This window comes from Sphingopyxis sp. (assembly GCF_035944815.1).
GTDB lineage: Bacteria > Pseudomonadota > Alphaproteobacteria > Sphingomonadales > Sphingomonadaceae > Sphingopyxis.
The window spans coordinates 75,191-94,533 of sequence record NZ_DASZAU010000001.1 but is presented as its reverse complement, the minus strand read 5'-3'; the positions used below and the strand labels follow the sequence as shown (position 1 = coordinate 94,533).

Sequence of the window (19,343 nt, the reverse complement as noted above, 5' to 3'; positions counted from 1 at the left end):
GCCTTGTGGGCGACGGCGTATCTTGAATGGAGTGAATATGTCCGACAGCGGTATCGAGCAGATCATGCGCCTCGCGCCGGTCATCCCGGTGATCGTCATCGACCGCGTCGAGGATGCGGTTCCGATGGCCGAAGCGCTCGTTGCGGGCGGCCTGCCCGTGCTCGAGGTGACGCTGCGCACTCCCGCCGCCCTCGACGCGATTATCGCGATGAAGACGGTTCCGGGCGCGGTCGTGGGCGCAGGCACCGTGCTCAATCAGATCGACCTGAACAAGAGCATCGATGCTGGCGCTGAGTTTGTAGTTTCGCCAGGAATCACTGCTGGTCTGTGCAAGGCAGCCATCGATAACCGCATTCCATTTCTTCCGGGGACAGCCAATGCGTCGGACATCATGCTTGGAATGGACATGGGCCTTTCACGCTTCAAATTCTTCCCCGCCGCAACGAGCGGCGGCATCCCGGCGCTGAAGGCGCTCGCGGGTCCCTTCGGTCAGGCGCGCTTCTGCCCAACCGGCGGGATCAGCGCCGCCACCGCTCCCGAATGGCTCGCGCTCGAAGCCGTGCTGTGCGTCGGGGGTAGCTGGGTCGTCCCGTCGGGTCCGCTCGACCCGGTACGGATCGAAGCACTGGCGCGCGAGGCGTCGGCACTTTCGGGCCATTGATTAACCCCATTTTACCTGTCATCGTGCAGGGATAAGCGGCAATATAGCCGCCTGTGGGGAGACTGCTGTGCCAAGACCACAGCCGCATCTGGAAGAAGTTCTCGCGTCCGAATCCGGACCGCATATCGCCGCGCTCTTCGATTTCGACGGGACGATCATCTCGGGCTATTCGGCGACCGCGATGCTGCGCGAGAAATTCCAACGCCGCGAAATGTCGGTCGAGGAGATTGCCGAGACCGCGCAGGTCGTTGCGCAGCACAGTCTCGGGCAGATCGGCTTTTCGGGCCTGATGACCGCCGCCGCCAAATTCATGAAGGGCGTCGACGAGGAAAGCTTCGTCGAGTTCGGCGAGGAGCTTTACAAGAAACATATCGCGCGGAAGATCTACCCCGAGACGCGCGCGATTATCGAGGCGCACCAGGCGAAGGGCCACCGTGTCGCGATCATCTCGTCGGCAACGATCTACCAGATCGAACCGACCGCGCGCGACCTTGGCATCGCCGATATCAAATGTTCGTCCTACGAGATCGAGGATGGCGTCTTCACCGGCGAGATCGTCCGGCCGCTCTGCTTCGGCGAGGGGAAGGTGCTCGCTGCCGAGGAACTGGCCGCCGAATATGGCCTCGATCTCGACCAGAGCTTTTTCTATTCGGATAGCGACGACGATATCGAGCTGCTCGAACGCGTCGGCAAGCCGCGCCCGCTCAATCCGAATATGAAGCTGAAGGGCATCGCCGACGAGCGCAACTGGCCCGTCCAGCGCTTCGCCAGCCGCGGTACGCCGTCGTGGATCGATTACACCCGCACCATCTACGCGACCGGCTCGCTCGTCGGCGCCTTTGCCGCGGGGCTGCCGATCTGGGCGCTGACGCGATCGCAGCGCGAGGCGGCGAATTTCTCGATCGGGCTGTTCGGCGATTTCGCGACAGCGATCACCGGGGTCGAACTCGAGGTCGAGGACGAGAAGAATCTCTGGTCCTCGCGCCCCTGCGTCTTCATCTTCAACCACCAGAGCAAGGCGGACGTGATGATCCTCGCCAAGCTCATCCGCCGCGACATGGGCGGGGTGGGCAAAAAGGAAATCAAGGACATCCCCATCCTCGGCAAGCTGATGGAATGGGGCGGCACCGTCTTCGTCGACCGCGCCGACGGCAAGAGCGCGATCAAGGCGATGGAGCCGCTGGTCGACGCGATCCGGCAAGAAGGCAAGTCGATCTGCATCGCGCCCGAAGGAACGCGCAGCCTGACGCCGAAGCTCGAGCCTTTCAAGAAGGGCGCTTTCCACCTTGCGATGCAGGCGGGTGTACCGATCGTCCCGATCGTGATCCATAACGCGACCGACGTGGCGCCGAAGAACGAGTTTGTGATGCGTCCCGCTACGGTGCGCGTCACGGTGCTGCCGCCGGTCGACACCTCGAAATGGACGCCGCGGACGATCAACAGCCATGTGCGCGACGTGCGCAACATGTTCCTGCGCACGCTGGGCCAGCCCGAAGAGAGCGTGGCGGAATCGGTGGCGACCGAAACGCCCCCCGAGACAAAGGCCGAAAAGCCGAAAGCAAGGAAGGCGACCGAGAAAAAGGCTGCCCCAAAGAAAAAGGCGTCGGCGAAGAAACCGGCGGCGCGCAAGGGAAAGACCGGCTAAGCGGTGGCCGATGGAACGCCCCGCAACCCGATCGTGGCGGAGGAGGCGGCCGACCGGCTTTATATCATCGACGCGCGCAACGGCGTCGAGCGGCGCATCTTGCTCGACTGGATGCATTCGACGAGCGGCGATGACGAGCCGGTGTGGGCAAGCCTCGATATCGAGGACGGCGATCATGCGCTGCCCGTCGACGTGTTGCAGGCGCGGCTCGGCGGTGCGCCGTCGCGGCTGGTCGTGCCGCTGCGCGTTGCCTGGCGCATTCCGGGTTTCGACAAGGACCGCGCGCTCAAATTCCGCCACCTGATTTTCGGCGATCCGCGTCATCCGGGGCCGCTCAGGTCGCGGCTCATCCTGCTCCGCGACCGGCGCCGTGCGCAGATATTGGTCGGCGAGGCGGCGACGCTCGACATGCTGCGGACGCGTTTCTGCGCGCAGACCGGCGGGGGCGACGGCGAGGGGACGGACAGCCCCGAATTCGCCGGTTTCGTGGCGCGGCAGGCGGCGCTCGCGCTCGACGTGGCCGAGCGGGGGATCCGGGGAACGCGGTACAAGGTGCCGCGCTTCGTTGCCGATGGCCTGCGCACCAGCCCCAAATTCCGCGCCGCGCTTGCCGATCTCGCGGAGAGGACGGGGCGTCCCGTCGCCGACCTCTACCGCGAGGCGCGGCCGCTGATGAAGGAGGTCATCGCGCGGCCGTCGGCGCTGTTCCTCGACCTGCGCGCGCGGCTCGATCGCATGATGTTCGGTGGCTATGCGCCCGAGATGGAGATCGACGCGGCCGAGCTTGCAAAGCTGCGGGGCATCCTGCGCGAGCATCCGACCGCGATCCTCTTCACCCACAAGACCTATATTGACGGCGCGACGCCCAGCCGGCTGACCTATGAAAAGGACCTGCCGATGCTGCACAGCTTCGGCGGCGCCAATCTCGACTTTGCGGTGATGGGCGAGTTTTTCCGCCGTTCGGGAATGATATTCATCCGGCGGAGCTTTCAGGATCAGCCCGTCTACAAGCTGGTGCTGCGCCACTATATCGCCTGGCTGCTCGCCAAGCGCTTTCCGCTGAGCTGGGCGTTCGAGGGCACCCGCTCGCGGCTCGGCAAGCTGATGCCGCCCAAATATGGCCTGATGAAATATGTCCTCGACGCGGCGCATGCGACGGGGACGCGCGGCGTGCATTTCGTGCCCTTCGTCACCAGCTTCGACCTCATTCGCGACGTCGAGGAATATGCCGCGGAGCAGACGGGGCGGAACAAGAAGCCCGAGAGCCTGTCGTGGTTCATCGGCTATATGAAGAGCCTGAAGGAGCCGTCGGGACGTATCCGGCTCGACATCGGCGAGCCGGTCGTCATCGACACGGCGCCGGGGCCCGACGACAAGCGCGCGCTCGAGCAGATCGCCTTTGCGGTGGCGGTCGAGGCGAACCGCGTCACGCCGCTCACCGTCACGTCGGTGATGTGCCTGATCCTGCTCGGCATGGCGCCGCGCGGTGCGACTTCGGCCGAACTGCTGGGCGCGATCGGCGCGGTGACCGACTGGGCGCGCGCGCGTGGCATAAGGCTCAGCAAAGAGCTCGAAAGCGGTGACGATGCCGCGCTGTCGGAGACCGTCGATACGCTGGTCGTAAGCGGACTGCTCGCGCGCTACGAAGCGGGGAGCGAGAATGTCTATTCGATCGACCCCGCCAAGCATCCGATGGCGAGCTACTACCGCAACATCATCGCGCATCATTTCCTCGATCGTGCGATGATCGAGCTCGCGCTGTTCGAACTGCGCGACGCCGACAGCGGCGATGCGACCGCCGCCTTCTGGGCGAAGATCGATCGCCTCCGCGACCTGTTCAAATTCGAATTTTTCTATCCGCCGCGCGACGAGCATCGCGCCGCGATCGAGGCCGAACTGGGGCGCATCGACCCCGTGTGGGATCGCCGGCTTGCAAGCGGCGACCGCGGCATCGCGCAGCTTTTGCGCCGCTGCCAGCCGGTCGTCGGCCACGCGATCCTGCTGCCCTTTGCCGAGGCCTATTCGGTCGTCGCCGAACAGCTCGCGCGGGCGAAGCCCGGCGATGTCGTCGACGAGAAAGCCTTGCTCGACGCCGCGCTCGTCGAAGGGCGGCAGGCCTATCTGCTCCGCCGGATCAGCAGCGAGGCGGCGATCGGCAAATTGCTCTTTGCCAACGGCCTGTCGCTGATGCGCCATATGGGGCTCGCCGGGGAGGCGACGCCGGACAATCTCGCGGCGCGCCGCGCGCTCCTGATGGAACTGCGCGGGCTTGCCAACGTCATGGAAACGATGCGGCTTTCGACCGTCGCGCTTGCCGACCGCTTGCCGGGTTCAGGAGGATAAATGCTCAAACAGCTCAGCGCGCAGGACGCCCAGTTCCTTTACACACAGACCGCGAACAATCTGACGCACATCATGGGGGTCTATATCTACGACCCCTCGACCGCGCCGGGCGGCTTCGTGCGTTTCAAGGACATCATCCGCCACGTCGAAAGCCGTGTCGACACCTCGCCCTTGTTCAAGCGCCGGCTTCACCGGCTGCCGTTCGATATGGACCATCCCTATTGGGTCGAGGACGAGCATTTCGACATCGAGGCGCATATGAGCCACGCGCGGCTGCCCGAGCCCGGCGACTGGCGGCAGTTCTGCATCGCGGTTGCGCGCTGGTTCTCGAAGCCGATGGATATGAACCGGCCGCTCTGGGACATTTATATCATCGAGGGGCTCGACCGCATTCCGGGTATCCCCAAGGGCAGCTTCGCGATGCTCCACCGCGTCCACCACGCCGCGGTCGACGGTGCATCGGGGGCGCACGCCTTTATCGCGATGAGCGATATCGATGCGAAGGGCACGCCCGCGATAGCCGAGCCGCCGCCGGTCGAGGAACTCGGCAAGGCGCCGTCGAGCACCGAAACGCTCTCGCGCGCCTGGTCGGCGTCGATGCAGTCGCCGGTCAAGTTCATGAATGCACTCATGAAGATGTCGCCCGCGATCATCTCGTCGGCACGGAAATCGATCGCCGAGGGCGGCATGACCGCCGGGGTTCCCGAAACGCGCTTCAACGTGCCCGTCGGCCCGCACAAGATGTTCGACGCAACGACGGTCGCGCTCGCCGACGTCGCCGAAATCCGCAAGAAAGTGCCCGGCGCGACGGTCAACGATGTCGTGCTGACGACCGTCGGCGGCGCGCTGCGCAAATATCTGGTGAAGCACAAGGAACTGCCAAAGGAGAGCCTTGTCGCGGTCGCACCGATCAATCTGCGCGGGAAGGGCGGCAAAGCCTCGACCCCTGGCAATCAGGTGTCGGCGATGAGCGTGCCCGTGCGCACCGACATCGCCGATCCGCTCGAACGGCTTGCGGCGGTGCGCGACTATACGGTCGAGGCAAAGGAGGCCAAAGCGGGCGTCAGCGCGCGAATCATGACCGACCTGTCGCAGCATATTCCGGGCGCGACGATGGCGGCGGTCGCGCGGCTCGTCACCAGCGAGCGCTTCGCGGTGCGCGGCACCAACCTCTTCATCTCGAACGTGCCCGGCGCGCAGGTGCCGCTCTATCTGGCGGGCGCGCAGCTCGTGCAGCAGCACGGCATGGCGCCGCTCGCGAACAATATGGGGCTGTTTGTCGCGACGCCGAGCTATAACGGCCGCATCGCCTTTTCGATCATCGGCGAACGCGCGATCATGCCCGATATCGCCTTCTTCCGCGAATGTATCGACGAAAGTTTCGCCGACCTGATGGCGGCGACGCCGAAGCCCGAAAAGCCCAAAGCCGCTACGGCAAAGCCGAAAGCGGCGGCCAAGCCCGCTCCGAAGCCCAAGGCGAAACCAAAGGCTGCGGCCCAAACTGCGACAAAGGGCAGGGTGAAACCGGTTGCCAAAGGCAACGCAACCGGCAAGAATCCGAAAAAATAACGATGCTCTCGCAGGATTACCGAATGCTTTTCACCCCGACGCTCAGCGCCGACCGCGATCTTGTGACCGCGCCCGATTATGCCGCCTGGACCAAAGCGGCGCATGAGCATGACCGGAAATCGGGGCTTCAGGCGTGGCGCGACGCCGACGAAAGCAAGCATTTCGATTATAAGGCGATCCGCGCGCGGCTCGAAAAGCTGCGTAAACTGTCGGCAGCGGGCGACGTCAAGGGGCTGCTCTTCGTGCTCAACGAAGGCATCCACGGCAACATCGACGGCATGGGGCACGAGCGCCTGTACCAGAAGGCGCGCTTCGGCACGAAAAAGCTGATCGAGGATTATGTCGCCGAGGTCGTCGCCTCGCTCGACAAGATCGCCGCGTCTCGCGCGATCCCGCGCGAGGAAAAGCGCGACTTCTTCCGCCGTGCGCAGCATTGCTACGGCCGCTCGGCGCTCTTGCTCTCGGGCTCGGGCAGCTTCCTCTTCTTCCATATCGGCGTCGTGAAGGCTTTGTGGGAAGAGGGCGTATTGCCATCGATCATGTCGGGGGCGAGCGGCGGGTCGATCGTCGCTGCGGTCGTCTGCACGCGCAAGAATACCGACATCGGCGCCTTCCTCGAAAGCGAACGCCTCGCCAATCCCGACCGCGATCCCGAGGGGCGCCGCCTTGCTCCCGACGAGGTGCGCGAGCGGCTTGCCGACCTGATCCCCGACCTCACCTTTCAGGAGGCCTATGAGGTCAGCGGGCGCCATCTCAATGTCTCGGTCGCGCCCGCCGAAAAGCATCAGAACGGCCGGCTATTGAACGCGATCACCGCGCCGAACGTGCTCATCCGCGAGGCGGTGCTGGCATCGTGCGCGGTTCCCGGCGTCTTTCCGCCGGTCATGCTGATGGCGCGCGACGATGCGGGCAACCGCGTTCCCTACCAGCCCGACCGGCGCTGGGTCGATGGATCGGTGACGCACGACATCCCGACCAAGCGGCTCGAACGGCTGTACGGCGTCAATCACCATATCGTCAGCCAGGCGAACCCGATCGCGCTGCCCTTCGCGACCGACACGCGCAAGCAGATGGCGCCGATCGAGGCGATCCAGCATGCGTCGATGACCACGTTCAAGGCATGGCTCAACGCGAATATGGTCATTTTCCAGAAGCCGCTCGAACTGATCCCGCCGCTCAACAGCATCGCCAATATGGCGCGCTCGGTGATCAATCAGGAATATACCGGCGACATCAATATCATCCGCCCGCCCAAATTCTGGTCGCCGACGAAGATTCTCTCGGATCTGGGGCAGGAGGATATCGACGAGTTGATCGACACCGGCATGCGGACCGCCTGGCCGAAGATCGAGATGGTTCGCACCCAGACCGCGATCAGCCGCGCGCTCGAAGCGATACTGGCGAAGATCGACAAGGCGGGCGACGACGGTCCGGGGCATCGCAGCGCGGCGCTCAAAAAGTCGGTGCGCTGAGCATGGCGGCGGGTGCGGTGATCCTGCCGGCCGATTCAGCCGGTGCGGGGGCAAAGCTCCACGTTACCCATTGGCTTCCTGCGGGTCGCCCGCGCGCCATCGTCCTGCTGGCGCATGGCTATGCCGAACATGCCGGGCGCTATGAACATGTCGCCAAACGGCTGACCGGCGCCGGCTATGCAATCTATGCCATCGACCATTGGGGCCATGGTCAATCCGACGGCGAGGGCGGTTTCGTGCCGCGCTTTTCGGCCTTTCTCGACGGGATGAGCGAATTGCTGACCCTCGTCGAGGTCAATCATGCCGATACGCCGCGCCTGCTGCTCGGGCACAGCATGGGCGGGCTGATCGCGACCTTGTTCCTCGTCGAGCGCCAGCAGGCCTTCGTCGCCGCCGCGCTGTCGGGTCCCGCCATCCTGCCCGCCGAACCGCCGTCGCGCTTCACGATCTGGATCAGCCGCTTCCTTTCGCGCTTCTTTCCGCGCCTTGGCGTGCTCTCCCTCGATTCAACCGGCGTTAGCCGCGATGCGCAGGTCGTCGAGGCCTATCAGGCCGATCCGCTCGTCTACGCCGGCAAGATCGGTGCTCGGCTCGGCAAGGAATTCATGGATGCGATGGCGGTCGCACAGGCCGATGCGCCGAAAATCCGCCTGCCGATCCTGATCCAGCATGGCGAGGCCGACCGGCTGACCGCGCCTGCGGGCTCGCGCTACCTGTTCGCCAATGTCGCCTCGACCGACAAGCGCCTCGAATTCTATCCGGGCCTGTTCCACGAAATCTACAACGAGCCCGAACGCGACGCGGTGCTCGATGACCTGATCGGCTGGTTCGACGCGCATGTGAAAGGTACGCCCGCCGCATGAGAATCCTGCTCGTCCTGATCTTCGCGCCGCTGATCGCGCTCGCGCTGATGTATTTCGTTTTCCCCGGCCGTCTCGTCGCGATCGGGCGCGCTCTGCTGCGGCGGCGTGGCGGGATGGTGCAGAAGAGCGTCGTCGTCGACGGCCGTCGCTGGCCCTATCTGGAGGGCGGCGATCCGTCGAAGCCCTTGCTGCTCCTTGTTCACGGTTTTGCCGGGGACAAGGATAATTGGTCGATGATCGCGCCCTATCTGACGCGCGACTATCATGTCATCGCGCCCGACCTTCCGGGGTTCGGCGAGAATGAACGCAACCCCGACCTCGCCTATGATCTGCAGGCGCAGACCGCGCGGTTGAAAGCCTTCGCCGATACGCTCGGCCTGTCGCGTCCGCATGTCGGCGGCAACAGCATGGGCGGCTGGATCGCGCTGCGCTACGCGATCGACTATCCGGACGCGCTCGCCAGCCTGATCCTGCTCAACAATGCGGGCGTCAACGGCGAACATGAAAGCGAGCTTCAGAAACAGGCGGCGAACGAGGACTATAATCCGCTCGTCCTCGCCAATCTCGAGGATGCCGACCGGCTGGTGGCGATGGTCGTCCACAAGCCACCCTACATTCCGTCGCGGCTGAAGCCGGTGCTCTACGCCGACGGCCTCAAATATCGCGACCAGCTCGACACGATCTTCTGGGTCATCGCAACCGAGGGGCGCGACCATCCGCTGAATGGCCGCCTCGGCGAAGTGAGGGTGCCGACGCTGATTATCTGGGGGCGCCACGATCAATTGCTCGATGTGAGCTGCGTCCCCGTGCTCGAAGCGGGCATCGCCGGGAGCCAGAGCCACATCTTCGAGCATGTCGGTCATGTGCCGATGATCGAGGATCCGAAGGCGACCGCCGTGGTGATGAAGGGCTTTCTTGCCAAGCATTGAAATGCGCGTCAGTCTCTTCCGAAAATGACGGGAGAGCGGAATGCGGTTGAAGGTGGGGCTGCTCGGCGGGGGCAGTTGGGGGACGACGGTCGCATCGGTGGTGTCGCGCAATGCGCCGATCACCCTGTGGGCGCGCGATGCCGAAACCGTCGACGGCATCAACGCCGACCATGAGAATCGCAAATATCTGCCAGGCATCAAGCTGCCGGCCGCGCTGCGCGCGACGCACGACATGGCCGAGGTCGTCGCGGGCGCCGACGTTCTCGTCATGGGGGTACCCTCGCACAGTTTCCGCGCCGTGCTCGAGGAAGCGCGCAACCACCTTCGCCCATGGGTGCCGGTGATCAGCCTGACTAAGGGGCTCGAACTCTCCTCGGGCAAACGCATGACCGAGCTGATCGAGGAAGTGCTGCCCGGTCATCCCGTCGGCGTCCTCACCGGGCCGAACCTTGCGCGCGAGATCATGACGGGGCAGGCGGCGGCGAGCGTGCTGTCGATGGAGGACGAGATCGTCGTGCGCGCGCTCCAGCCGGTTTTCCACTCGGGGCTGTTCCGCGTCTACACCAACACCGACCTGCTCGGCTGCGAGCTGGGCGGCGTGCTCAAGAATATCATCGCGATCGCGGTCGGCATGGGCGACGGGCTGGGCGCGGGTGACAATACAAGATCGGCGCTGATGACGCGCGGGCTGTCCGAAATCACCCGGCTCGGCGTGGCGATGGGCGGCCGCGCCGAAACCTTCGCGGGCCTCACCGGCATGGGCGATCTGATCGCCACCTGCACCAGCCCGCTCTCGCGCAACCGCCATGTCGGGGTCGAACTCGGCAAGGGGCGGCCGATCGACGAGATCATCGCGGGCATGAACATGGTTGCCGAGGGCGTGAAGAGCGCGCCGACGGTGATCGCGCTCGCCGAACGCCATGGTCTCGACATGCCGATCGCACGCGACGTCTATGATGTGACGCAGGGTAAACGCAGCGCGCAGGACGTGTTTCGCGGCCTCCTGCGGTCGGCCGTCGGCGACGAAGCGCATCCCGGCTGAGCTCTTTTCGGGCGATTCCGCCGCGACCCGTGGCATTTCGGCGATCAGCCGGGAAGAAAATCGCGCGATGCTTCGTTGACTCCCCTGACCGGCCCGCACGCGGGCAGGCAATCAGGAGATGGACGATGAAAAAATGGACCACCCTTGCCGCAATCCTGGCTCTCCCGGCCACCGCCGCCGTGGCTGCCGTGCCCTATGGCTCGATGCCGCCGGGATTCGAGGCACCGCACATCCGCACCGCGCCGATCGCGGGCGTCGTCAACCAGCAATGGTATAATTACAAGGCCGACATTCTGGAGGCCGAGAAAGAGCTGCGCAGCGACCTTCGTCACGCCACCGACCGCGAGGACCGCTGGGATGCGTGGGACGAATGGACGGTCGAAGTCGTCGATGCCGACAAGGATTATGTGAAGGAAATGCGCAAGAAAGGCTATCGCACCGGCCGCGTGACGGTCGGCGGCTAAGCCGTTCGATTTTTCCCGGAGCCTTCTCCGGGTCGCAGGGAAGGGCGGGTGTCATGGGGCACCCGCCCTTTCTTGTTTTCAGGATTTCGCTTCCGCCAGCAGCGCCTTCGCCTCGGCACCCTGCCAGTCGATCGCGCCGACGACGCGCCAGATTTCGCGGCCTTCGGCGTCATAATAGATGCTGGTCGGCAGCGCGCTGTTCGCGGCGTCGAGCAAACCGTTTTCGGGGTCGAGATAGGGTTGCAGCGCTTTCAGCCCGGCCTTCTGGAACCAGGGATCGACGACTTCGGCGCCCTTCAGGTCCTGCGCGACCGCGATCACCGTCATCCGGTCCTTGCTGTTCGCCGCGAGCGCGTCGAGCGTCGGCATCTCGGCCACGCACGGCGCGCACCACGTCGCCCACAGGTTGACGAGCAGCGGCTTGCCGCGGAAGGCGGCGAGGGTCACCGCCGCGTCGTCGGGGCCGCTGAAGGCGGCCTTGGGCGCGGCTTCGCCCTTGTGGCTGCGATCGATCTGATATTCGAACGCATCGACGCCCTTCGCTTGGCCCGCCGAAACATTTGCTTGGCCTTGCGCCGCTTGCCCGCCCGCCTGCTTTTCCCTATCGCAGCCCGCGATCGAGCCCGCGAGCAGCAGGGTGAGAATGGCAAGATACGGGCTTGGAACGCGGCGAATGGCGAATACTCCGGACAGCAACAGCATGTGGGGCGGTCGCTTCGGTGGCGGTCCCGCGGCGATCATGCAAGAGATAAACGCTTCGATCCCCGTTGATAAGCGCCTGTGGGAAGAAGATATCGCCGCCAGCCGCGCGCATGCAGCGATGCTCGGTGCCACGGGAATCATCGACGCGGGCGACGCCGTGGTCATCGACCGCGGCCTTGCGCAGATCGCCGACGAATTTGCGGCGAACGGCGTTCCGGTCGACCTCAGCCTCGAAGATATCCACATGACCGTCGAATCGCGGCTGAAGGAGATGGTCGGCGAAGCGGCGGGGCGGCTCCACACCGCGCGGTCGCGCAACGACCAGGTCGCGACCGATTTCCGCCTGTGGACGCGCACCGCGTGCGAACGGATCGATGCGGGACTGAAAGCGATCCAGACGGCGCTGCTCGCGCGCGCCGACGAACATGCGGGCAGCATCATGCCGGGCTTCACGCATTTGCAGGTCGCGCAGCCGGTGACGCTCGGCCATCACCTGCTTGCCTATGTCGAAATGTTCGGCCGCGACCGCACGCGTTTCGCCGATGCGCGCCGCCGCCTCAACGAATCTCCGCTCGGTGCCGCCGCGCTCGCCGGCACCAGCTTTCCGCTCGACCGTGACGCGACCGCATCGGCGCTCGGTTTCGACCGCCCGATGGCGAACAGCATCGACGCGGTATCGGACCGCGACTTCGCGCTCGAATTTTGCGCCTCGGCGTCGATCGCCGCGATCCACCTGTCGCGCCTCGCCGAGGAAGTCGTGATCTGGGCGAGCCAGCCCTTCGGTTTCATCAGCCTGCCCGACGCCTGGTCGACCGGCAGCTCGATCATGCCGCAAAAGCGCAACCCCGACGCCGCCGAACTCGTGCGCGGGCGCGCCGGCCTGCTGCTCGGCGCCTTCCAGCGTCTTTCGGTGATCGTGAAGGGGCTGCCGCTCACTTATTCGAAGGATTTGCAGGACGACAAGGAAACCGTCTTCGGCGCTTTCGATGCGCTCGCGCTGTCGCTTGCCGCGATGACGGGCATGGTCGAAACGCTGACCTTCCGCACCGACCGGATGCGTGCGCTGGCCGCGTCGGGTTATTCGACCGCGACCGACCTTGCCGACTGGCTGGTCCGCGAGAATGGCCTGCCGTTCCGCGAAGCGCATCATGTCGTCGGCGCCTGCGTAAAGCGCGCCGAGGAGCTCGGTGTCGAGTTGTCGGCGCTGCCCGCGGGCGATGCGGCGGCGATCCATGCGTCGGTCACGCCCGACGTGCTGGCCGCGCTGACCGTCGAGGCATCGGTTGCCAGTCGCACCAGCTATGGCGGTACGGCGCCCGAACGGGTAAGACAGGCGATCACCGCGGCGCGTGCCGCGCTGGAAGGGAAAGATTGATGGCGACCAAGCGCCTCGTCATAGCCAGCCTTGCCGTCGTTGCCCTGCTCGGCGCGTGCGGCAGCAAGGAAAACCTCAAGCCCGTTGCAGGCCAGCCTGCAGCAGCCATTCCCGTCGGCGCGACCCGCGCCCCGACCACGGAGGAGCTTACGACGCCTGACGCGCAGGCCCGGCCCGCGCGCAGCGACGAACTTCTCAAACGATCGGAACGCCGCGAAGCCGACGATTTTGACTTGCCGCCTCCGGGCTGAGGAATTTCCAATGGATCATTTTGACTATCGTGACGGCGTTCTCCACGCCGAAGACATCCCCTTGCCGCGCATCGCCGAAGAAATCGGCACCCCCGTCTATGTCTATTCGCGCGCGACGCTCGAACGCCATGCGCAGGTATTCCGCGACGCGCTGAAGGATATCCCGAAGAAGCACATCGCCTTTGCGATCAAGTGCAACCCGAACCTCGGCGTTCTGCGCGTGCTCGCGCGGCAGGGCTATGGCGCCGACGTCGTGTCGGGCGGCGAGCTCGAACGCGCGCTCGCGGCGGGCATGGCGCCCGACGACATTGTCTTTTCGGGCGTCGGCAAGACGCGCGCCGAACTCGCGCTGGGGCTCGATCGCGGCATCGGCCAGTTCAATATCGAGCATGAACCCGAGGGTGTCGCGCTCGCCGAAATCGCGGCGCGCAAGGAAACGACCGCACGCGCGGTGCTGCGCGTCAATCCCGACGTCGATGCGGGCACGCACGCCAAGATCTCGACCGGCAAGGCCGAAAACAAGTTCGGCGTCGGTATCGACGTTGCGCCGGAAATCTTCGGCCGGCTCGCGGGGCTGCCGGGGCTCCAGATGCGCGGTATCGCGCTGCATATCGGCAGCCAGCTGACCAGCCTCGATCCGCTCGAGGCCGCGTTCGAGCGCGTCGGGCGCCTGATTGCCGACCTGCGCGCTGCGGGGCACAGCATCACGCATGTCGACCTCGGCGGCGGTCTCGGCGTGCCGTACAAGCCCGACGACAATCCGCCGTCGCCGGCCGAATATGGCGCGATGGTCGCGCGCGTGACGAAGGATTGGGACGTCACCTTGATGTTCGAACCCGGCCGCGTGATCGCGGGCAACACCGGCGTGCTGCTGACCGAAGTCCTCTGGGTCAAGCCCGGCGCGACCAACCCCTTCGTCATCGTCGATGCCGCGATGAACGACCTCGCGCGCCCGGCGCTCTACGACGCGTATCACGACTTCGTGGCGGTGAAGCCGTCGGGCGAGACGATGACCGCGTCGATCGTCGGCCCGGTGTGCGAAACCGGTGATACCTTTGCGCGCGACCGCGTGACCGACAAGGTCGAGGAAGGCGACCTCGCGGTCTTCCGCACCGCGGGCGCCTATGGCGCGACGATGGCGTCGACGTACAACAGCCGCAGCCTCGTTCCCGAGGTGCTCGTCGACGGCGACCGCTATGTCGTCGTTGCCGACCGTATTGCGGCGGGCACGATCATGGCGGCCGAACGCGTCCCCGACTGGATCGACTGACGATGGAGCAGCTTCCCATCTTCCTGAACCTCAGCGGCCGCACGGTCGTGCTGGTCGGGGAGGGGGAGGCTGCCGACGCCAAAGCGCGCCTGGTCGAGCGCGCCGGCGGGCGCATTGTTCCAACGTGGGAAGCGGGCGCGACCCTCGCCTTCGTCGCGCTGGGCGATGCGGATGAAGCGCGCGCCGCCGCAGAGTCGCTCCGCGCCCGCGGGCTTCTCGTCAATGTCGTCGATCGCCCCGACCTCTGCGACTTCACGACCCCGGCGATCGTCGACCGCGCGCCCGTCACGATCGCGATCGGCACCGGCGGCGCTTCGGCGGGGCTCGCCAAGGCGGTTCGCCAGCGGATCGAAGCGCTGCTTCCTGCGCGTCTCGGCGCGCTCGCGTCGGCGCTTCATGCGGCGCGAGGTGCGATGAAAATGCGCTGGCCGGCGTCTGCCGATCGGCGTCGCGCAATCGACGCCGCGCTGGCGAAGGGTGGCGCGCTCGATCCGCTCGACGACGATGCTGCAGACAGGATCGACATCTGGCTTGCCGCCGATGCCGCCATTCCCGCATCGCGCCTCGAAACGATCGCACTGACCAGTGCCGACCCCGACGATCTCACGCTCCGCGCCGCGCGCCTGCTCGGCGAGGCCGACCACATCTTTCATCGGCCGGCCGCACCGCCCGCGATCCTCGCCCGCGCGCGGGCCGATGCGGCGCGCCATGTCGCCGACGCCCCGCCCGTCGATCCGCCTGCGGGCTTGTCGATATGGCTCGATTGAGGGTGAAGGCGAAGCTGCTTTACCTGTCCCGGGCAGACATCGCCGCTAATGCCCCATATCCGCCGCCGACGCTTTCGGCCCACCCGGTTTCGGCGGGCGTAGCAACAGCACCAGCGGCACCGACGCCAGCGTCACCCACATCATCAGCCAGAAATCGTCGATATAGGCGACCATCGCCGCCTGCCGGTTGATCTCGGCATTGATCATCGCCATCGCCGTGTCGCCCGCAATACCGAAGCGGTCGGCGGTCGACGGGTCGAGCAGCGCGACCGAGCTGTTGGTGACATGCGCCGCCAGATCCTCATGACTCGTCTGGATATTGGCGCCGAGCAGCGTGGTGACCACCGAGATGCCGACCGACGCGCCGATGCTGCGGAACAGGTTGAGCAGGCTCGATCCGTCGGTGCGATATTGCGGCTGGATCGTCGCGAACGCCATCGTGTTCAAGGGGATGAAGATCAGCCCCATGCCGAGTCCCTGCACCAGCCCGCTGATGATCACCGGCTGCATCCCCATTTCGAGCGACCAGTGGCTCATCTGCCAGAGCGAGTAAGCGGCGATGAGCAGCCCGGTGCCGACCATCCAGCGCGCGTCGATCTTGCCGAGCAATTGCCCCGCGACCCACATGCTGGCGAGGATGCCGATCCCGCGCAGCGCGAGGACGATGCCGGTATCGATCACCGGCCAGCCGAACAGATTCTGCAGCATCGGCGGCAGCAGCGCCATCGACGCGAACATCACGACGCCGATCACGATCATGAACCCCATCGCGGTGACGAGGTTGCGGTCGGCGAGCATCAGGCGGCTGAACAGCGGCGCGCGCGCGGTGAACATATGGACGACGAACATCCACAGGCACGAGACCGCGACCGCCAGCTCGATCCAGATTTCGATGCTGTCGAACCAGTCGAGATGCGCGCCGCGGTCGAGCATCAGCTGGAGCGCGGCGAGTCCCAGCGCGAGCATCGAGAAACCGAACAGGTCGAAACGCCGCGTGACGCTTTTTGTCTTGGGCAGCAGCGCCCACATCATCGCCAGCGTGAGCAGGCCGACGGGCAGGTTGACGTAAAAGACCCAGCGCCAGTTGACGCTTTCGGTCAGCCAGCCGCCCAATATCGGGCCCAGGATCGGCCCGATCATGATCCCCATGCCCCAGATCGACATCGCGCGCGCGTGGCGTTCGGGCGGGTTGATATCGAGCATCACCGATTGCGACAGCGGCCCGATAAAGGCCGCGCTCACCCCCTGCAAAAAGCGGAAGGCGACCATCTGTTCGAGCGTCTGCGCCGCGCCGCACGCCATCGATGCGATGATGAAGCCGATGACGGCCGCCATGAACAGTTCGCGCCGCCCGATGCGGTCGGCGAGCCAGCCGGTGATTGGCATCGCGACCGCCGAGGCGAGGATATAGCTCGTCAACACCCACGTCACCGTCTCGCTCGTCGCGCCCAATGCCGACTGCATGTGCGGGATGGCGACATTGGCGATCGTCGTGTCGAGGATCTGCATGATCGACGCGCCCATGACCGCAACCGTCAGCAGCCCGCGATAGCGCACGCGTTCGTGCAGCGGGATGCTGTCGTCGTCAGGCAGCGCCGTGGCGGACGGACTGCGGGGGAGGGCGTTGCTCGCCACGGGACGTTACTTCGTAAACACCCGCACGTCGGCCGACAGCCCCGCGATCATGTCGCGCGACGGCTTTTCGTCGAACGCGATGCGGACGGGCACGCGCTGCGTCACCTTGACCCAGTTGCCCGTCGCATTCTGCGCGGGCAGCACCGAAAATTCGCTGCCCGTGCCCGCGCCGATCGTCAGCACATGGCCGCGCACTTTCACGCCCGGATAGGCGTCGAAGCTGATTTCGGCGCGCTGGCCGACGCGCATGTCGGCGAGGTCGGTTTCCTTGAAATTGGCCTCGACCCACGGATGCGCGGTGTCGACCAGCGTGACTGCCGGGAGTCCCGCGACCATCATCTGGCCGACCTGTAGCCGGTCCGACTGCGCGATGCGGCCGGCGCTCGGGGCGCGGACGGTGGTGCGGCCAAGGTTCACTTGCGCCTGCGAGCGCTGGACGCGCGCGGCCTCGACCTGCGGGTTGATCCCGCTCGACGGGCCGGCGGCAAGCTTGGTGCGCGCTTCGGCTGCTGCGGCTTCGGCCTGGCGTACGCTCTCTCGTGCCTGTTGGAGCGCGTGGCGCGAGGCATCATAGGCGGCCTTCGTCGTGAAGCCTTTTTCCATCAGCGCCGCCTGCCGGTCGAAGGTCACCTGTGCGAACTTCACATCCTCGCGCGCCGCGGCGATGTCGACGCTCGACGTGTTCGCGCTCGCCGACAGATTGCCGACCTCGACTTCGGCGGCGTCGATCGCCGCGGTCGCCTGCGCAACGGTCAATGCATAGGGTTCGCCGTCGATGCGGAACAGCAACTGGCCCTTTGCGACCTGCTGTCCGTCGCGCACCGCGACTTCGGTGATCCGGCCGCCGACTTCGGCGGCGACCGACACCTTGTCCATCTGGACATAGGCATTGTCGGTCGACACCGATCCGCCGCTCGTCAGCCACCAGCCGGCACCGCCCGCGATCAGCAGGGCGGGCAGACCGAACATCAGCAGGCGCGTGCGCCAGCTCGCCTTGGGGGCGGCCTCGGCCGCCGGTGCGGGCGCGGGCAGGGGGTCGGCCTTCGGCGCGGCCTTGGGGGTTGTCACCTCTTCGTCTTTCGGGCGGGATGGGGAGAGCTGGTCCATCAAACGATCTCTTTTTCTTTTTGGCAGATGCGGCGGGACAAATTGGCGCGGACGCGCTCGACAAGGTCGGTGAGTTGCTCGACTTCGGCTGCGCTCAATCCTTCGATCGCTTCGGCGGTCAGCGCGTCGGCGATGGGGCGCATCCCGTTCAGCATCTCGCCCGCACGCGGCGTCAGGTACAGCTGCCAGGCACGGCGGTCGGCGGGGTCGGCACGGCGCTCGACCAGTTCGGCCTCGACCAGCCGGTCGACCATGCGCGACAGCGTGATCGGTTCGACCTCGATCAATTCGGCAAGCGGTCCCTGCCGAATGCCTTCATGGCGTTTGAGATAGGTAATCAGCCGCCATTGCAGCGCAGTGATCCCGCTGTCCTTCGTACGCGCATTGAACGACCGCCGGAACAGGCGCGCGCTGTCATTCAGCAGGAATCCGATGGTTTCACTCATGTCATAGGATATAATAGCAATTGCTACTATATTCAACCGGGTCTGGGGATTGCCAACAGTCTCGAATATGGTGTAAATTTTCTTTACACTGCTTGCGTGGGGCATGTTTTTGGGCAGGATGTGGGGATGACTTTGACCGCCGACCTTTTCTGGTCCTTTCGTTCGCCGTACAGCTACCTTGCGATCGGCCGTTACCGCGCGCTCGCGGCGAGCCATGACGTCACAATCAACCTGCGGCCCGTCTATCCGCTCGCGGTGCGCCAGCCCGACTTTTTCGAGCGCAACCATCCCAACTGGCTGAGCTATACGGTGCGCGACATGATCCGCGTCGCGCAATTCCACGGCATCCCGTTCGGCCCGCCGCGCCCCGACCCGATCGTCCAGGATATAGCGACGCGCGCGATCGCCGCCGAACAACCCTATATCTATCGCCTTACGCGGCTGGGGCAGGCGGCGGCGCGGCGCGGCAAGGGACTCGCCTTTGCGCATGAGGTGGGCCAGCTCATCTGGGGCGGGGCGCAGGATTGGCATCTTGGCGACCACCTTGCCGGAGCAGCGAAGCGTGCGGGCCTCGATCTCACCGAACTCGACGATGAAGTGGTCCGCGATGCCGCAACGCTCGATAACGAGATCGCGGCCAACCAGGTCGCGCTCGAGATCGCCGGCCATTGGGGCGTGCCGACGCTCGTCTTCGATGGGGAGCCCTTCTTCGGGCAGGATCGCATCGAAATGGCGAAGTGGCGCATGGAGCAAAAGGGGCTGCGCCCGCGCTGATCGGCGCTTGCCGAAGCGGGCATGAAGA

General features: G+C 65.5%; 18 protein-coding genes. 14 read left to right on the top strand and 4 right to left on the bottom strand.

The annotated features are described in order from the left end of the window. The first annotated feature begins 37 nt into the window (after positions 1 to 37). From eda to VGU00_RS00485, 9 genes are all read left to right on the top strand, one after another. A complete protein-coding gene (eda, locus tag VGU00_RS00525) occupies positions 38 to 661 on the top strand; it encodes a bifunctional 4-hydroxy-2-oxoglutarate aldolase/2-dehydro-3-deoxy-phosphogluconate aldolase (protein ID WP_327464408.1) in 624 nt (207 codons plus the stop codon). A gap of 67 nt (positions 662 to 728) precedes the next feature. Continuing rightward, positions 729 to 2,306, top strand: coding sequence for an HAD-IB family hydrolase (locus VGU00_RS00520; RefSeq protein ID WP_327464406.1), 1,578 nt, complete (start codon positions 729 to 731; stop codon positions 2,304 to 2,306). Positions 2,307 to 2,309: 3 nt separating this feature from the next. Then, positions 2,310 to 4,649 (top strand): glycerol-3-phosphate 1-O-acyltransferase, encoded by a 2,340-nt coding sequence (locus VGU00_RS00515; protein WP_327464404.1) that lies wholly within the window; start codon positions 2,310 to 2,312, stop codon positions 4,647 to 4,649. Then, a complete protein-coding gene (locus VGU00_RS00510) occupies positions 4,650 to 6,218 on the top strand; it encodes a wax ester/triacylglycerol synthase family O-acyltransferase (protein ID WP_327464402.1) in 1,569 nt (522 codons plus the stop codon). Between the two features lie 23 nt (positions 6,219 to 6,241). Further along, positions 6,242 to 7,690, top strand: a complete 1,449-nt coding sequence (locus VGU00_RS00505; RefSeq protein WP_327464400.1) for a DUF3336 domain-containing protein — start codon at positions 6,242 to 6,244, stop codon at positions 7,688 to 7,690. A gap of 2 nt (positions 7,691 to 7,692) precedes the next feature. Continuing rightward, entirely contained in the window at positions 7,693 to 8,553 is an 861-nt protein-coding gene (locus VGU00_RS00500; RefSeq protein ID WP_327464398.1) for a lysophospholipase, read from the top strand. Continuing rightward, positions 8,550 to 9,482 carry an alpha/beta hydrolase gene (locus VGU00_RS00495; protein ID WP_327464396.1) on the top strand — a complete coding sequence of 311 codons (933 nt, stop codon included), beginning with the start codon at positions 8,550 to 8,552 and terminating at the stop codon, positions 9,480 to 9,482. The genes VGU00_RS00500 and VGU00_RS00495 overlap by 4 nt, the downstream gene beginning before the upstream one ends. Positions 9,483 to 9,522: 40 nt before the next feature. Further along, positions 9,523 to 10,524 carry an NAD(P)H-dependent glycerol-3-phosphate dehydrogenase gene (locus VGU00_RS00490; RefSeq protein WP_327464394.1) on the top strand — a complete coding sequence of 334 codons (1,002 nt, stop codon included), beginning with the start codon at positions 9,523 to 9,525 and terminating at the stop codon, positions 10,522 to 10,524. A gap of 125 nt (positions 10,525 to 10,649) precedes the next feature. Beyond that, on the top strand, positions 10,650 to 10,988 hold the full coding sequence (locus VGU00_RS00485; protein WP_327464392.1) for a hypothetical protein: 339 nt from the start codon (positions 10,650 to 10,652) through the stop codon (positions 10,986 to 10,988). Between the two features lie 78 nt (positions 10,989 to 11,066). On the opposite strand, the gene VGU00_RS00480 is transcribed toward VGU00_RS00485, so the two are convergent. Next, on the bottom strand, positions 11,067 to 11,690 hold the full coding sequence (locus VGU00_RS00480) for a TlpA disulfide reductase family protein (RefSeq protein ID WP_327464390.1): 624 nt from the start codon (positions 11,688 to 11,690) through the stop codon (positions 11,067 to 11,069). Here VGU00_RS00480 and argH point away from each other — a divergent pair. Genes argH through VGU00_RS00460 form a run of 4 tightly spaced genes read left to right on the top strand, consistent with a single transcriptional unit; the run spans position 11,662 to position 15,353 of the window. After that, positions 11,662 to 13,065: an argininosuccinate lyase gene (gene argH, locus VGU00_RS00475; protein ID WP_327464388.1), complete on the top strand. Its 1,404-nt coding sequence runs from the start codon at positions 11,662 to 11,664 to the stop codon at positions 13,063 to 13,065. The genes VGU00_RS00480 and argH overlap by 29 nt on opposite strands. Next, entirely contained in the window at positions 13,065 to 13,316 is a 252-nt protein-coding gene (locus VGU00_RS00470; RefSeq protein ID WP_327464386.1) for a hypothetical protein, read from the top strand. The genes argH and VGU00_RS00470 overlap by 1 nt, the downstream gene beginning before the upstream one ends. A gap of 10 nt (positions 13,317 to 13,326) precedes the next feature. Then, on the top strand, positions 13,327 to 14,586 hold the full coding sequence (gene lysA, locus VGU00_RS00465; protein WP_327464384.1) for a diaminopimelate decarboxylase: 1,260 nt from the start codon (positions 13,327 to 13,329) through the stop codon (positions 14,584 to 14,586). A gap of 2 nt (positions 14,587 to 14,588) precedes the next feature. Beyond that, positions 14,589 to 15,353: a siroheme synthase gene (locus VGU00_RS00460; protein ID WP_327464382.1), complete on the top strand. Its 765-nt coding sequence runs from the start codon at positions 14,589 to 14,591 to the stop codon at positions 15,351 to 15,353. Between the two features lie 45 nt (positions 15,354 to 15,398). Here VGU00_RS00460 and VGU00_RS00455 read toward each other — a convergent pair whose 3' ends face one another. Genes VGU00_RS00455 through VGU00_RS00445 form a run of 3 tightly spaced genes read right to left on the bottom strand, consistent with a single transcriptional unit; the run spans position 15,399 to position 18,541 of the window. After that, a complete protein-coding gene (locus VGU00_RS00455) occupies positions 15,399 to 16,988 on the bottom strand; it encodes an MDR family MFS transporter (RefSeq protein ID WP_327464380.1) in 1,590 nt (529 codons plus the stop codon). Between the two features lie 6 nt (positions 16,989 to 16,994). Continuing rightward, on the bottom strand, positions 16,995 to 18,095 hold the full coding sequence (locus VGU00_RS00450) for an HlyD family secretion protein (RefSeq protein WP_327464378.1): 1,101 nt from the start codon (positions 18,093 to 18,095) through the stop codon (positions 16,995 to 16,997). Further along, positions 18,095 to 18,541, bottom strand: a complete 447-nt coding sequence (locus tag VGU00_RS00445; RefSeq protein WP_327464377.1) for a MarR family transcriptional regulator — start codon at positions 18,539 to 18,541, stop codon at positions 18,095 to 18,097. Before VGU00_RS00445 ends, VGU00_RS00450 begins: the two co-directional genes overlap by 1 nt. 126 nt (positions 18,542 to 18,667) lie before the next feature. On the opposite strand from VGU00_RS00445, the gene VGU00_RS00440 reads away from it, so the two are divergent. Continuing rightward, the gene (locus VGU00_RS00440) at positions 18,668 to 19,315 is read left to right on the top strand and encodes a 2-hydroxychromene-2-carboxylate isomerase (RefSeq protein ID WP_327464376.1); all 648 of its coding nucleotides are present in this window, start codon (positions 18,668 to 18,670) and stop codon (positions 19,313 to 19,315) included. The last annotated feature ends 28 nt before the right edge of the window (positions 19,316 to 19,343 follow it).